At 54.1% G+C, this 15280-nt stretch carries 14 protein-coding genes; 7 read left to right on the forward strand and 7 right to left on the reverse strand.

The window, feature by feature from the left end:
• Window positions 1-37 precede the first annotated feature (37 nt).
• Window positions 38-2713 (forward strand): aconitate hydratase AcnA, encoded by a 2676-nt coding sequence (gene acnA, locus O1723_RS09705; protein WP_023337379.1) that lies wholly within the window; start codon window positions 38-40, stop codon window positions 2711-2713.
• Window positions 2714-2749: 36 nt separating this feature from the next.
• Here the strand turns inward: acnA and ribA are convergent, their stop codons facing one another.
• Window positions 2750-3340, reverse strand: a complete 591-nt coding sequence (gene ribA, locus O1723_RS09710) for a GTP cyclohydrolase II (RefSeq protein WP_008501210.1) — start codon at window positions 3338-3340, stop codon at window positions 2750-2752.
• Between the two features lie 197 nt (window positions 3341-3537).
• Between ribA and pgpB the strand changes: the two genes are divergently transcribed.
• The 5 genes from pgpB to yciH all read left to right on the forward strand — a co-directional run bounded on the left by pgpB (window position 3538) and on the right by yciH (window position 7187).
• Window positions 3538-4305, forward strand: a complete 768-nt coding sequence (gene pgpB / locus O1723_RS09715) for a phosphatidylglycerophosphatase B (RefSeq protein ID WP_023337378.1) — start codon at window positions 3538-3540, stop codon at window positions 4303-4305.
• A 148-nt stretch (window positions 4306-4453) separates the two neighbouring features.
• A complete protein-coding gene (locus O1723_RS09720) occupies window positions 4454-4762 on the forward strand; it encodes a LapA family protein (RefSeq protein WP_014884085.1) in 309 nt (102 codons plus the stop codon).
• A 6-nt stretch (window positions 4763-4768) separates the two neighbouring features.
• Window positions 4769-5938 (forward strand): lipopolysaccharide assembly protein LapB, encoded by a 1170-nt coding sequence (lapB, locus tag O1723_RS09725; protein ID WP_023330547.1) that lies wholly within the window; start codon window positions 4769-4771, stop codon window positions 5936-5938.
• Window positions 5939-6123: 185 nt separating this feature from the next.
• Window positions 6124-6861, forward strand: coding sequence for an orotidine-5'-phosphate decarboxylase (gene pyrF / locus O1723_RS09730; protein WP_023337377.1), 738 nt, complete (start codon window positions 6124-6126; stop codon window positions 6859-6861).
• The gene (yciH, locus tag O1723_RS09735) at window positions 6861-7187 is read left to right on the forward strand and encodes a stress response translation initiation inhibitor YciH (RefSeq protein WP_023337376.1); all 327 of its coding nucleotides are present in this window, start codon (window positions 6861-6863) and stop codon (window positions 7185-7187) included. The genes pyrF and yciH overlap by 1 nt, the downstream gene beginning before the upstream one ends.
• 104 nt (window positions 7188-7291) lie before the next feature.
• Here yciH and osmB read toward each other — a convergent pair whose 3' ends face one another.
• The 3 genes from osmB to O1723_RS09750 all read right to left on the reverse strand — a co-directional run bounded on the left by osmB (window position 7292) and on the right by O1723_RS09750 (window position 8755).
• Complete coding sequence (gene osmB, locus O1723_RS09740) at window positions 7292-7510, reverse strand: osmotically-inducible lipoprotein OsmB (protein ID WP_008501216.1); 219 nt, start codon at window positions 7508-7510, stop codon at window positions 7292-7294.
• Window positions 7511-7776: 266 nt separating this feature from the next.
• Window positions 7777-8529, reverse strand: coding sequence for a DNA-binding transcriptional regulator YciT (gene yciT / locus O1723_RS09745; protein WP_014884081.1), 753 nt, complete (start codon window positions 8527-8529; stop codon window positions 7777-7779).
• A 43-nt stretch (window positions 8530-8572) separates the two neighbouring features.
• A complete protein-coding gene (locus O1723_RS09750; RefSeq protein ID WP_014884080.1) occupies window positions 8573-8755 on the reverse strand; it encodes a YciZ family protein in 183 nt (60 codons plus the stop codon).
• 193 nt (window positions 8756-8948) lie between these two features.
• On the opposite strand from O1723_RS09750, the gene O1723_RS09755 reads away from it, so the two are divergent.
• The gene (locus tag O1723_RS09755; RefSeq protein WP_014884079.1) at window positions 8949-9818 is read left to right on the forward strand and encodes a crotonase/enoyl-CoA hydratase family protein; all 870 of its coding nucleotides are present in this window, start codon (window positions 8949-8951) and stop codon (window positions 9816-9818) included.
• On the opposite strand, the gene pdeR is transcribed toward O1723_RS09755, so the two are convergent.
• The 3 genes from pdeR to O1723_RS09770 all read right to left on the reverse strand — a co-directional run bounded on the left by pdeR (window position 9815) and on the right by O1723_RS09770 (window position 15139).
• On the reverse strand, window positions 9815-11806 hold the full coding sequence (pdeR, locus tag O1723_RS09760) for a cyclic di-GMP phosphodiesterase (protein ID WP_023337375.1): 1992 nt from the start codon (window positions 11804-11806) through the stop codon (window positions 9815-9817). The two genes, O1723_RS09755 and pdeR, sit on opposite strands and share 4 nt — an antisense overlap.
• Window positions 11807-12129: 323 nt before the next feature.
• Window positions 12130-14064, reverse strand: coding sequence for an exoribonuclease II (locus O1723_RS09765; RefSeq protein WP_023337374.1), 1935 nt, complete (start codon window positions 14062-14064; stop codon window positions 12130-12132).
• Between the two features lie 88 nt (window positions 14065-14152).
• Window positions 14153-15139, reverse strand: a complete 987-nt coding sequence (locus O1723_RS09770) for a CMD domain-containing protein (RefSeq protein ID WP_023337373.1) — start codon at window positions 15137-15139, stop codon at window positions 14153-14155.
• Window positions 15140-15280: the final 141 nt, after the last annotated feature.

Raw genomic sequence — 15280 nt, forward strand, 5'->3', positions numbered from 1 at the left:
TGATTGTCAGGACATCTCTGTAATTAAGGAGGAGCTTATGTCGTTAACCCTACGCGAAGCCAGTAAGGACACATTACAGGCAGAAAATAAAACCTGGCATTACTATAGCCTGCCGCTGGCTGCCAGAACGCTTGGGGACATTTCGCGTTTACCCAAGTCCTTGAAAGTTCTGATGGAAAACCTCTTGCGCTGGCAGGACGGTGATTCCGTCACGCTCGATGATATCCAGGCGCTGGCGGGGTGGCTGAAGCATGCCCATGCCGACAGAGAAATCGCCTACCGCCCGGCAAGGGTCCTGATGCAGGACTTTACCGGTGTGCCCGCCGTGGTGGATCTCGCCGCGATGCGCGAGGCGGTTAAACGCCTCGGCGGCGATACGGCCAAAGTGAACCCGCTTTCCCCCGTTGACCTCGTGATTGACCACTCCGTGACCGTTGACCATTTCGGTGATGACGATGCCTTTGGCGAGAACGTCCGTCTGGAGATGGAGCGTAACCACGAACGTTATGTTTTCCTGAAGTGGGGCCAGCAGGCATTCAGCCGCTTTAGCGTGGTTCCACCGGGCACGGGTATTTGCCACCAGGTTAACCTTGAGTATCTTGGTAAAGCTGTCTGGAGCGAATTACAGGACAAAGAGTGGGTGGCTTATCCGGATACGCTGGTGGGTACAGATTCCCACACCACCATGATTAACGGCCTCGGCGTGCTGGGCTGGGGTGTCGGCGGAATCGAAGCGGAAGCCGCCATGCTCGGTCAGCCGGTCTCCATGCTGATTCCGGATGTCGTGGGCTTTAAGCTGACAGGAAAACTGTCAGAAGGCATTACCGCGACCGATTTGGTACTTACCGTTACGCAAATGCTGCGCAAGCATGGGGTGGTGGGCAAATTTGTTGAGTTCTACGGGGACGGGCTGGATTCGCTGCCCCTGGCTGACCGCGCGACCATTGCCAACATGGCACCAGAATATGGCGCAACCTGTGGCTTTTTCCCAATTGATGACGTCACGCTGGAGTACATGCGTCTGAGCGGACGCAGCGAAGAGCAGGTGGCGCTGGTAGAGGCCTATACCAAAGCGCAGGGCATGTGGCGCAATCCGGGCGATGAACCGGTATTTACCAGTACGCTTGAGCTTGATATGGGCAGCGTTGAGGCAAGCCTCGCCGGGCCAAAACGTCCGCAGGATCGCGTCGCGTTGACAGACGTGCCGAAAGCCTTTGCGGCCAGCAATGAGCTGGAAGTCAACGTGGCGAAGAAAGACCATCGTCCCATCGACTATGTGTTGAACGGCCATCAATATCAACTTCCGGACGGGGCGGTTGTGATTGCCGCCATCACCTCCTGTACCAACACCTCAAACCCCAGTGTTTTAATGGCGGCCGGTCTGCTGGCGAAAAAAGCGGTTGAACTGGGTCTGAAACCTCAACCGTGGGTCAAAGCCTCGCTGGCGCCGGGCTCCAAAGTGGTTTCGGATTACCTGGCGCAGGCTAAGCTGACGCCTTATCTTGATGAGCTGGGCTTTAACCTCGTGGGGTATGGCTGTACGACCTGCATTGGTAACTCCGGACCGCTGCCTGAGCCCATTGAAACGGCGATCAAGCAGGGCGATTTGACGGTAGGCGCCGTTCTTTCCGGCAACCGTAACTTTGAAGGGCGTATTCATCCACTGGTCAAAACCAACTGGCTTGCTTCGCCGCCGCTGGTGGTGGCCTATGCGCTGGCCGGGAACATGAACATTAACCTGGTGACCGATCCGATTGGTCACGACCGCAAGAACGATCCCGTCTACCTGAAAGATATCTGGCCGTCCTCGCGTGAAATTGCGATGGCCGTTGAAAAGGTCTCTACCGAGATGTTCCGCAAAGAGTATGCGGAGGTCTTCGAAGGCACGCCAGAATGGAAAACCATCAATGTCGTGGGGTCGGACACCTATGACTGGCAGGATGACTCGACCTATATTCGTCTGTCTCCGTTCTTTGATGAGATGCTCGCCGAGCCTGCGCCGCTTAAAGATATTCATGGGGCGCGCATCCTGGCCATGCTGGGGGATTCTGTCACCACTGACCATATCTCTCCGGCGGGGAGTATCAAAGCCGACAGCCCGGCGGGCCGTTATTTGCAAAGCCGGGGAGTGGAGCGCCGCGATTTTAACTCCTACGGTTCGCGCCGCGGTAACCATGAAGTCATGATGCGGGGCACGTTTGCCAACATTCGCATTCGTAATGAAATGGTTCCGGGGGTGGAAGGGGGGATGACGCGCCATCTGCCGGGGACGGACGTCGTGTCGATTTACGATGCAGCCGTGAAATATCAACAGGAAGGTACGCCGCTGGCGGTGATTGCCGGGAAAGAGTACGGTTCCGGTTCCAGCCGTGACTGGGCGGCGAAAGGGCCGCGGCTGCTGGGCGTTCGTGTGGTGATCGCCGAATCGTTTGAACGTATTCACCGCTCGAACCTCATCGGCATGGGGATCCTGCCGCTTGAGTTCCCGCAGGGCGTAACCCGTAAAACGCTGGGGCTGACCGGAGAAGAGCAGATTGATATTAGTGGTCTGCAAAACCTGCAGCCGGGTAAAACGGTGCCGGTGAAGCTGACGCGAGCTGACGGGAAGACGGAGGTACTGGACTGCCGGTGCCGTATTGATACGGCAACCGAATTTACCTACTACCAGAACGACGGCATTTTACACTATGTGATTCGTAAGATGCTCGATTGATAAAAAAGCCCGGCGCTTATGCCGGGCTTTTTACTTTCACTCTTTCAGCAGATGGCCCATCTTGGCGGCTTTAGTATCAAGATAGTGGGCATTTTTCGGGTTGCGGCCAACAATCAGCGGCACACGTTCGACAATGTTGATTCCCGCTTCGGTGAGGATTTCCACTTTTTTCGGGTTGTTCGTCAGCAGACGAACCTCGTCGACGCCCAGCAGCTTGAACATGTCCGCACACAGGGTGAAGTCACGTTCATCGGCGGCAAAACCGAGCTGATGGTTGGCTTCTACCGTATCGTAGCCCTGGTCCTGCAGCGCGTATGCGCGGATTTTATTCAGCAGGCCAATATTACGACCTTCCTGACGGTGATAGAGCAACACACCGCGGCCTTCTTCGGCAATATGAGAAAGGGCAGCTTCCAGCTGGAAACCGCAATCACAGCGCAGGCTGAACAACGCATCGCCGGTCAGACACTCCGAATGGACGCGGGACAGCACCGGCGTCTGCCCTGAAATATCGCCGTAGACCAGCGCAACATGATCCTGTCCGGTTGCCAGTTCTTCAAACCCCACCATCAGGAAATCGCCCCATGGGGTTGGCAGTTTGGCTTCTGCCACACGTTTAAGCTGCATGTGATTCTCCAGAGTAGGCTGACACGTTTCGTGTCTTGCGCCTGTTTTACTTTCTGTATCTGTTCATTTTGCCACAAGCTCAGCACGTTCGCCTAATGGGCACCATGCTATATGAACGTTAAACGCACGATCCGACATCTCCACCCATCGGATGAATTTCAGTTATGATTGTGAGGCTTAGCGTAAAAGGAGAAGACATGCTTTCAATCGCCAGACGTACGGCAGCAGGCGCGGCCATTTTACTGATTATGCCTTTGACCGTATGGGTCTCCGGCTGGATGTGGCAGCCCGGGCAGAATGCCACGTGGCTGAAAACGTTGTACTGGGTAACGGAGACGGTCACGCAACCGTGGGGAATTATCACCCATATCATTCTCTGTGGCTGGTTCCTGTGGTGCCTGCGTTTTCGTCTGCGCGCGGCGCTGATGCTCTTTGCTATCCTGGGTGGCGCGATTGTTATTGGTCAGGGCGTTAAGTCCTGGGTGAAAGACCATGTTCAGGAGCCACGACCGTTTGTCGTCTGGCTGGAAAAAACACACCATATTCCGGTAGATGAGTTCTACAATTTAAAGCGTAAAGATCGCGGTGCACTGGTGAAAGAACAGCTTACGGAACAGCAGGATATTCCGAAGTTCTTGCGTAAACATTGGCAAAAAGAGACGGGCTTCGCGTTTCCTTCCGGCCACACGATGTTTGCGGCCAGCTGGGCGCTGTTGGCTGTTGGGCTGCTTTGGCCACGACGTCGAACGGTTACCATCGGGATATTACTGATCTGGGCAACGGGAGTGATGGGCAGCCGCTTGCTGCTGGGGATGCACTGGCCACGGGACCTGGTGGTCGCTACGCTGATCTCATGGCTGCTGGTGACGCTGGCAACCTGGCTTGCGGAACGACTCTGTGGCCCGCTTACGCCACCGCCTGAAGAGAAAGAAGAAATCGCCGAAAGGGACCAAAGCGACGCCTGACGGTTGATATTGCGCATTTCGCCCATAAATCCATGACGTGTGCGTCACTTTTTCCGTTTCGCGCCCGTCGCTAAAATGGTAGTTTATAAGGCTGATTGCGGTAAGTTGAACACACTTTATTCGCTTGAACCACATAACGGGAAGTAATGTGAAATATTTACTCATTTTCTTACTGGTATTGGCGATTTTTGTCATTTCAGTCACATTGGGTGCACAAAACGATCAACAGGTGACGTTTAACTATCTGCTGGCGCAGGGCGAGTATCGCGTATCAAGTCTGCTTGCGGTCTTGTTTGCTGCAGGCTTTGCCATTGGCTGGCTGGTTTGCGGTCTGTTCTGGCTGAAAGTCCGTGTTTCTCTTGCACGCGCTGAACGTAAAATTAAACGACTTGAGCATAACATTGCGCCTGCGTCCGACATTCCGGAAAGCTCTGGTGTGCCGGTCGTGAAGGAATAATCGACGATGCTGGAGTTGTTGTTTCTGCTTTTGCCTGTAGCCGCTGCCTATGGCTGGTATATGGGCCGCAGAAGTGCGCAACAAACAAAGCAGGATGAGGCTAACCGTCTCTCTCGCGACTACGTTGCGGGGGTGAACTTCCTCCTGAGCAATCAGCAGGACAAAGCGGTAGACCTGTTCCTCGATATGCTGAAAGAGGATACGGGGACCGTCGAAGCCCATCTCACGCTCGGTAACCTGTTCCGCTCGCGTGGCGAGGTTGACCGTGCCATCCGTATCCACCAGACCCTTATGGAAAGCGCCTCGCTGACCTACGAACAACGTCTCCTCGCGGTCCAGCAGCTGGGGCGCGATTACATGGCTGCCGGGCTGTACGACCGCGCTGAAGATATGTTCTCGCAGCTGATTGATGAAACGGATTTCCGTATCGGTGCGTTGCAGCAATTACTGCAAATTTATCAGGCCACCAGCGAATGGCAAAAAGCCATTGATACTGCCGAGCGGCTGGTGAAGCTGGGTAAAGATAAGCAGCGTGTTGAGATAGCCCATTTCTACTGTGAACTTGCCCTTCAGCAGATGGGCAACGACGACATGGACAAAGCCATGGCGTTGCTGAAGAAAGGTGCAGCAGCAGATCGTAATAGCGCGCGTATCTCTATCATGATGGGACGCGTTTTTATGGCGAGTGGCGATTACGCCAAAGCCGTTGAAAGCCTGCTTCGGGTGATTGACCAGGACAAAGAGCTGGTCAGTGAAACGCTGGAGATGCTGCAAACCTGCTATCAACAGCTGGGTAAGCAAGAAGAGTGGGTAGCATTCCTGCGCCGTTGCGTGGAAGAGAATACCGGCGCAACCGCAGAGCTGATGCTCTCAGACGTGGTTGAGCAGTACGAAGGGACCGACACCGCACAGGTGTATATTACCCGTCAGCTACAGCGTCATCCGACGATGCGGGTATTCCATAAACTGATGGATTACCACCTGAACGACGCAGAAGAAGGGCGCGCCAAAGAGAGCCTGATGGTGCTGCGCGACATGGTCGGCGAGCAGGTGCGGAGTAAACCGCGCTACCGTTGCCAGAAGTGTGGTTTTACCGCGTATACGCTTTACTGGCATTGTCCTTCCTGCCGGGCCTGGTCCACCATCAAGCCAATCCGTGGTCTTGACGGCCAGTAATTTTTTAAAACACCCCATTTTAGTTACAACATACTGATGATTTTTACCCCTTCCTTAACACCGTGCGGTGTGCCAGCCTGGCAGGGGCGCAAATGGATTCTGTCAATTTGCGGCGGCGGCAGGTAGAATGCTGGCCGTTTATCTGTTCCGCGCCGCTGCGCGCCCATAGACGAAAAGGGCTGGTCATGACGTCTGTTACTTCCTCCACTTCCCGCGTTATTACGGATTCTCCTGTTGTTGTTGCGCTTGATTACAATAAGCGTGACGCTGCACTGGCCTTTGTCGACGGTATCGATCCTCGCGATTGCCGTCTGAAAGTTGGTAAAGAGATGTTCACTCTGTTTGGACCGCAAATCGTCCGCGATCTGCAGCAGCGTGGTTTCGATGTCTTCCTCGATCTCAAGTTCCATGACATCCCGAATACCACGGCGCACGCCGTTGCCGCCGCCGCAGAGCTGGGTGTATGGATGGTCAACGTCCATGCGTCGGGCGGAGCGAGAATGATGACTGCCGCACGTGAAGCCCTCCTGCCGTTCGGGAAAGATGCGCCATTGCTGATTGCGGTGACCGTATTGACCAGTATGGACGAAAGTGATTTATGCGATCTTGGCGTGACATTGTCACCTGCCGAACATGCCGAGCGTCTTGCGCGTCTGACGCAGAACTGCGGTTTGGATGGCGTCGTCTGCTCCGCACAGGAAGCGGTCCGCTTCAAATCAGAACTGGGCAAAGATTTTAAACTGGTCACGCCGGGTATTCGTCCGGCTGGCAGCGACGTGGGCGATCAGCGCCGTATTATGACGCCTGAGCAGGCGCTGGCTGCTGGTGTGGATTATATGGTTATCGGGCGGCCAGTAACGCAGTCTGCTAACCCGGCAGAGACGCTCAAGGCAATTAACGCATCATTGAAAAAGGGGGCGTAATGACCGATTCCAACAGTCGTCTGGTCTACTCAACGGAGGGCGGGCGCATAGATGAGCCGAAAACCAAAGTTGAACGTCCGAAGGGCGACGGCATTGTGCGTATCCAGCGTCAAACCAGTGGACGAAAAGGGAAAGGGGTTTGCCTTATCTCAGGAATTGACCAGGATGATGCTGAGCTAACAAAACTGGCGGCTGAGTTGAAAAAGAAATGTGGCTGCGGTGGTGCCGTGAAAGACGGCATTATTGAAATTCAGGGTGATAAACGCGATTTAATTAAATCGCTGCTTGAAGCAAAGGGCATGAAAGTCAAATTGGCAGGCGGTTAAAATAAATGAGCCACGGCAAATGCCGTGGCTCGTGATATATACGTGCGTAAGTCAGACCTGAAATGCGACGCTAAATCGCGATGTCGGGAAGGCTTATAGAATAATTATTTGCCAACCTGGTGACCGATAATACCACCGACAGCAGCGCCACCCAATGTACCCAGCGTGCTACCATCTGTTAAGACTGCACCACCGAGTGCACCTGCACCGGCACCAATGGCGGTGTTACGGTCACGTTTAGACCAGTTAGAGCATGCGCTCAGGGACATTGCTACAGTGATTGCCAGAACAGCGGCGGCTAATTTTTTGCTGGTTAAGGTCATAATACTTTCTCCTGAATTATCGATTCACGGAAAGAGGTACACGTTAAGTATAGACAAAACGAATACCTAATTATTCTTTTTTCCGTGAAAGCTGGTCGCGCAGGCGTTACGTAATCACGCAAGTGATAGTCACTTCCTGTTATATCGCTAACATTAATTTTACGACTTTAATGCGGGTTAAACAGGTAAAAACTCTTAAAGGGGCGTTAGGAATCGTCTCAGACGAAGGGATATGCATGCGCCCGAATGACGGGCGCGAAATGGACTCAGGCGGAAGTTTTAATAATATCGACAATCAGACCGTCTTCTTCCAGCTTATTACGATGCTCGTCACTTAACCGTTCGTCGGTAATGACGCGACTGAAGCGTGAGACGGGACCCATTGTGTAAGGATGGACGGCGCCAAATTTGGAACTGTCAGTGAGCACAATGGCTTCACACTCTTTTTCCAGTACGGCATTCACCACGTCAGTGCGCATCATATCCCGGCCGGTGAAACCTGTTTCCGGCTGCCAGCCGTCAATGCCGATAAAGGCCTTACTGAAATGCACCTGCTGAACATATTGCCGGGTCAGCGGGCCCACCATGCTTTCACTTTTCTTTTGGTAAATGCCACCCAGCAAAATGACCTCACAGCGCGTCTCTTTGAGTAAATGGGCGATATAGCTGCTGACAGTGATGATAGTCACGTCTTTTTGTTCCGCGAGCGTCCGTGCCAGAAGGGCGTTGCTGCTGCCGTTTTCAATAAAGACCGTCTCGCCAGGGTTTACCAGTGATGCGGCAAACTCTGCCAGTTCACGTTTAAGCGCGTAGTTATTCATCATGCGCGTCTCAACGTCGTCGCTGTCCAGCGGCACGGCATAACCATGCGCACGGCGCAGGTAACTCTGTTTTTCCAGCAGATTAAGATCCTGACGAATGGTGACTTCGGAGACGCCGGTGGTTTTAGCGAGATCGACCACGCTTACACGCCCCTGATCGATGACCATCTGCAAAATGAGTTGTTGTCGGGAATTCATAGCATCCATTTAATAAAGCGAAACGAGGTCGGAAACGGTGGGATTACACTTCCCACGGCGCTTTTGGCTGTTTGTTTTCGGGGGCGTTGTCAGCGCCATTCTGAGCAAGAAGTTCAGACTTCAGGATCTCGAGATTACGGATCGCAGAGTGATAATCACCCGCCACCAGAATATCCAGCACGGTATCAATACGTTGTGCTACAGCTTGTGGATCAATAGTAGACATAATCTCTCCCCGGGAGCGAAAAGTGAATAATTTCAATGATGCAGAAAATGGGGTCAAAAGAGAAGGGAAAAAATGCGATAACGAAATTACATAAATGAAAGTGATAAATTTATTCCCCCTCATATAGCAGGCTTAATCGGTGGATTAGTCTAAAACTGCGCGCAAGGCGCTTTTTTATATGAGGAATTGGACTATGACAGTTATCAATCAGCCTACCTGTACACTGTTTACCGATACTGAACGTTTCACGCAGCTCTCAGGGTATTACGAGGCGGAGCGACGCACCGTCTGGATGATGCTGCGGGCTCAGCCGCGTCCTTGCTTCAACCATGCCTTAATTGAGGAGATCATGAACCTTTCCTGGCTGGTCCGTCAGTCGGGTTTTGCGGTCGATTTTTGGGTTACCGGCTCGCTTGTTCCTGAAATGTACAACGTGGGAGGGGACTTGCAGTTCTTCGTCGAGTGCATTCAGAACGGGCGGCGTGAAGCGTTACGGGCCTATGCCCGCGCCTGTGTTGATTGCGTCCATGCGGCATCAAGAGGGTTTGATACGGGGGCCATCACGCTGGCAATGGTCGAAGGCAGCGCATTAGGCGGCGGATTTGAGGCAGCGCTGGCGCACCATTTTGTCCTGGCTCAGCGTGATGCCCGGTTAGGTTTCCCGGAAATTGCCTTTAATCTGTTCCCGGGGATGGGGGGGTATTCGCTGGTCGCACGACGTTCAGGCATGAAGCTGGCGGAGGAGCTCATCTACAAAGGGGAGTCCCACACGGCAGAATGGTACGAGCAGCACGGGTTGGTGGATGTGCTGTATGAACCCGGGCAAAGCTACGTCTCGGTCAGGACCTTCATCGACACATTGCGGCCAAAACTGAACGGCGTAAGAGCCATGCTGCGTGCTCGTACGCGCGTTCTGCAGTTGCCACGCAGTGAGCTGATGGATATTACCGAAGACTGGGTCGATGCCGCATTCTGCCTTGAGCCGAAAGATATCGCCTACATGGAGCGTCTGGTGATGCTGCAAAACCGCCATCATGCGGCGGGCTTACGCAAGGCCAGCTAGCGCTGTTGTCGCGCCTGATAGCGTTTTAGCCATCGCTCGAATGCGGCAGCGGGCATCGGCTTAGCAAAAAGGAAACCCTGCCGTTCGTTGACGCCATTCTTAGTCAGAAAGGCGTCTTCTTTTGCATTCTCCACCCCCTCGGCGATCACCTGCAGATTCAGGGCCTGTGCCACTGCGACAATGGCGCGTACCAGAGACTGGGAGATGGACTGCTTATGAATATCTCTGACAAAAGATTGATCGAGTTTAATGGCGTCAATAGGAAAACGCGCCAGCTGGGAAAGGGAAGAGTAGCCCGTACCAAAGTCATCCAGATGTATTTGTGCCCCGAGTCGGCTGAATTGCTGGATCACCGAAAGCGCCAGCTCTTCGTTTTCGATGAGACAGCTCTCTGTTAACTCGACGTCGATAGGGCAGTACTCAAAATGCAGATCCTTAAGCGCCTGCTTTAAATCGCTGAAAATCGTCTGGTCGGCAAGCTGACGTGCAGAGACGTTCACGGCCACGCGCAGGTTAATCCCCTTGTCACGCCATTTCGCCACCTGACGAACCACGTCGAGCATCACCCAGCGCCCCAGCGGCACAATCAAACCGGACTCTTCGGCATAAGAGATAAATTCCAGCGGTGGGATCAAGCCGCGCTCCGGCGACTGCCAGCGGACCAGCGCCTCAAGACTTCTGACCTCACCGCGCCAGGTCATTTTAGGCTGGTAGTGAATCAGAAGCTGATCGTTATCCAGCGCTTTACGCAGATTGGTGTCCAGCCAAAGATACTCAAATACGCGCTGGTTCATTTCAGGGGAGAAGACGCAGAACTTACCCCTGCCATTTTCCTTGGCGGTGTACATGGCCGTATCGGCATTGCGAATCACACTTTCCCGATCGTTCCCGTGCTGCGGCGCGAGGGCGATCCCCAAAGAACAGCCGGTATATATCTCAATCAGCCCGATTCTGAACGGCTGGCGCAGGCGGGTCAGAATGCGCGACGCCATAGCTTCCAGCGCGCCCTGAGACGTATTCGTGGCCATCACGATAAACTCATCGCCGCCGAGCCGGGCCAGAACCTGCCCCTCGTCAAGGCAACTCAGAATGGCGAGTGCAACCGCCTGTAAGAGCTGATCGCCAAACATATGCCCGTAGGCATCGTTGACCTTTTTGAAGTTATCCAGGTCAAGATACACCACGCCAACCTGCGTTTCGCCCCGATGGTTGATGGCGTCTGAGATCTGTTCGTGGATGGCATTGCGGTTGGGTAAACCGGTGATGGTATCGGTATTGGCCAGCACGCGCAGGCGCTCCTGCGCCCGACGTTCCTCGGTAATGTCGGTGCCGGAGCAAATAAGAAATATTTCGTTTTTACCGCTGCCGCTGTGAACGAATTTGTTTCTGAACAGAAACAAGCGTTGTCCTTTCCGCGTCTTGATCCAGCGTTCAACTTCGTAGGAGCTGCCGTTACGGAAGAAACCGGTGATATTTCGCTTCGAGGCTGCCGCCTCGCTGCGACTCATAAACAATTTGAACACGTTCTGACCGATCACTTCCTGCTCTTTCAGACCGGTATACTCTTCGCTCAGGCGATTAAAACGCTGAATATTGCCGTGCTGATCGAGAATCACAATGACGGAATTCGCTTCCGAAACCACCTGTTCCGCGAAGGAGAGTCCTTGAGCGAGATCGCGTGCTACGGAGGGGGTATCGTTCCAGGCCGATGCCGTGCCGGCCCACTCGTTTCGGGTGATTTTGCGGCCGACAAGATGCACGGGAACCTCTTCGCCATACAGGGAGAGGTTCATTGAAATGCTGGAGGTAATTACCGTTAACTGGCGGATCAACGTGGCTTGTTCATCGTCCAGCGTCACCACCTGAGTCGCATCGGCATTTTCGCTGGCGGCAAGGTGCAGAGCGTTGCTGTCTGCCGACAATCGCCACCACGGACTGTGAGTACCCATGTAACGAAACAGCAAATTCTGCTCAAGATCGTCGATCATGATTTCTCCCGCTGCTACTCATTAGCGCACAAATTATTCATTTGCAGTCGACTTTTCCGTTGTGAAACAGCGGTAAAACCGAAGTGAACGTATTGTTTTTCCCTGCTTTCTTATAATAAAACGAGTCTGCCAAAAAAGAATACTGAGCATCCAGCTATTCAGGTGACCGAATATGACGGCACTCTTTTACTGTAGATAATTATGGCCATTTTGGGCGGGGGGAATCGGAAAATAGTCAGAAAAAATGATGAATTTGTGGGGCGGGTTAAAAAGAAAAATTGTCGGCCTTCCCGAACGGAAATGGCCGACAATTTAGCGGGTTATCAGACAGCTGGTCGCGCGATAATACTGCGGGTTTCCATGCGGACTTCAGCGATAGTTACGTCAATCACCTCAGTGACTTTGTAAACTGTTTCACCTTTAATCTGCACGGTGCCACTTTCCTGGCTACAGACCAGTTCGTCACGAACGGCATGCAGGAATGGGGCAGGGATAAAGGCGACAGCACCGTTATCCACCAGACGGACACGCATCCCGCCGCGGCTGATATCAATAATCTCCGCAGCGAAGCGGGTGTCGGTTCCGGCCTTATCCTGCAGGAAACGCGCGTACAGCCAGTCTCCAACGTCACGTTCCGCCATGCGGTTCAGACGGCGACGCTCTGCCATCTGCACGGTCGTGTCGTCCTGAGGGCGTGCAATCGTTTCGCCTTTGATAATCGCTTTCAGCAGACGGTGGTTAACCATGTCGCCATATTTACGAATTGGGGATGTCCAGGTGGCGTAAGCTTCCAGACCGAGGCCGAAGTGCGGGCCTGGTTCGGTGCTGATTTCAGCGAAGGACTGGAAGCGGCGAATACGGCTATCAAGGAAACCGGATGGCTGTGCGTCCAGCTCGCGGCGAAGCTTGCAGAATCCTGGCAGCGTCAGGACTTCTTCCGGATCAACATGCACATCGTGATTCTTCAGCAGGGCTGCCAGCGCTTCGGTATTGGCCGGATCGAATCCGGTGTGAACGTTGTAAATACCAAAGCCCAGCTTGTCGCGCAGCACGCGTGCGGCGCAAATGTTGGCGGAAATCATCGCTTCTTCGACGATGCGGTTAGCAATGCGTCGCGGCTCGGCTACGATATCCAGCACTTCGCCTTTCTCACCGAGAACAAAACGGTAGTCCGGACGATCTTTGAACACCAGGGCGTGGGTTGTACGCCATTCGCCACGCTTCAGGCAAATACGGTGCAGCAGACGAATCTGCGCCGCAATGGCATCGGATTCAGGTTTCCAGCTGCCGGTGTTTTCCAGCCAGTCAGAGACATTGTCATAGGCCAGCTTGGCTTTGGATTCGATGGTGGCGGCAAAGAATTCGATATCGTCTTCAATCGTCCCATCCGCGGCGATGGTCATGCGGCAGGCGAGAGCCGGGCGCACTTCATTTGGGCGCAGCGAGCAGAGATCGTCTGACAGTTCGCGCGGCAGCATCGGGATGTTAAAGCCTGGCAGGTAGTTGGTAAACGCACGGATTTTGGCCGTTTCGTCCAGTTTACTGCCTTGTGCAATCCAGGCGGTAGGATCGGCAATGGCGACGGTCAGATGCAGTTTGCCATCGGCGCTCTCTTCAGCGTAGAGCGCATCGTCCATATCTTCTGTGCTGGCGCTGTCGATGGTGACAAATTCCAGCGCAGTGAGATCGCGGCGCGTCAAACCTTCGTCCTGCATTTCAGTCGCTACGCCGTTCGGCGCTTCTTTTTCAAGATTATGGCGCGCCAGCGTGACCCACCACGGGACGAAATGGTCATCGCCAAAGGTAATGAACTGCGTCAGTTCTGCATAGAAACCACGGTCGCCTTTCAGAGGATGACGGCGCATTTCTGCTACGGCCCAGTCACCTTCTTTAAAATCATGCTCAACGCCGCGGGCGGCCCGGCAGGGAATGGCATCTTTCAACAGGGGATGATCCGGCACGATAGAAAGACGATCGTCTTTTCGCTGTACCTTACCGACAAAGCGGGTCAGGAACGGTTCAATCAGTTCTTCCGGCTCAGCGGATTCACGTTCCTTCTCTGTATGAATGACGGCCATGACGCGATCGCCATGCATCACTTTCTTCATCTGCGGTGGCGGAATGAAGTAGCTTTTCTGCGCGTCAACTTCAAGGAAGCCAAAGCCCTTTTCCGTGGCTTTCACGACCCCTTCTGCACGCGGCGTCTGGGAATGCAGTTGCTGTTTAAGCTGCGCTAGCAGCGGGTTGTCCTGAAACATAATGTTCTATTTTCGTAGCCATTGAGCGGCTGACAGTTTTACGCGATTCTCACTTCTACAGCAAGCGGTCTTTGGGGAATGCGTGTGGTTATTCCGCTTTGCCAGCCGCGACTTTTAGTCGATTAAGCCAGCCCTCAAACGCGCTTTGAGACAGGCGGTTGATCGCCTGGGCGACAGTCAGTCCTTCTTCCATGAGTGGGGTAAACTGCGCGGCACTAAAGCGGTCCGGCGAGCGTGTCAGCAAGTCGACTGCTGCCAAAAGCGACGGCGGGGAAAGCGCACTCTCTTCCCGGCTGTTTATCAGGATCTCTCCCGTCAGGTCGAGCAAGGTCGGTTCATGGCACAGGACGGGTGTCAGCGCCTCAAGCGCAGGTTCTGCCTGCCAGCGGGAGAGGGACTCAAGCTGATGCGCACTAGCATAGCGAAGCTCGACCACGGGAAGAAGCGCTATCCACCTACCGGCGCACGCTGGCAGGGCGTGCGGCTGAATATGATGGCCCGGCAACCAGCGAACGGGATGGCCAAGCAGAGCCTGAAAGACCGCAACCACGCGCGCCTGAAAACCGATAAAGCCGATGATCTGGTTAATCACCACAATGTCATAGGTAGAGAGACCCACCTCATCAAGCTGGTTTCGCGCCTTGTCATCAATGACATCCGGTGAGCTGGCGAGCTGACGGGCATACTGCGTGATTTGCGCCAGCCGCCGGTTACTTTCGCGGGAGGAGTCAGGACCCGGCAGCGGAGCAAGAAGGGCGGCATAATGGTTGCATAGCCGCTGAACGCCACAGGCCTGCGCAACCGTCAACGCGGTACTTAACCGGTCATAGGCGCTGAGCGTTCGCAGACGATTGACGGGAAGTGAGAGGGGAAACAGCTGATGGCATAAGGCTCTGGCAGGGGCAAGCCAGCCGGTACAGGCGGCGACAATCTCATCGGGCAGGGCTAAATCGAGCAAAAAACGATCGTCAACGTTAGCGGCTTCGGGCACCAGGGGCAGCGCATCCGACTGCGCGTGGTTTGACTGGGTTTCGTGATACCAGTGGCCTTTGCCGGAAAAACGGCGTTGTTCCATGGGCGTTCCTTGATCTCAAAATGGCGATCAATATCCTGGCGTAACGCAGATAAAGGGAAAAATATTGTTAGGTGATAACAAATAGCAGAACGGAATAACGAGGGGATGGTGCGGGGGAAAACTCTCTTCCCGTGCGGGAAG

The sequence above is a fragment of the Enterobacter cloacae complex sp. HYC080_NIDB genome, assembly GCF_056673325.1.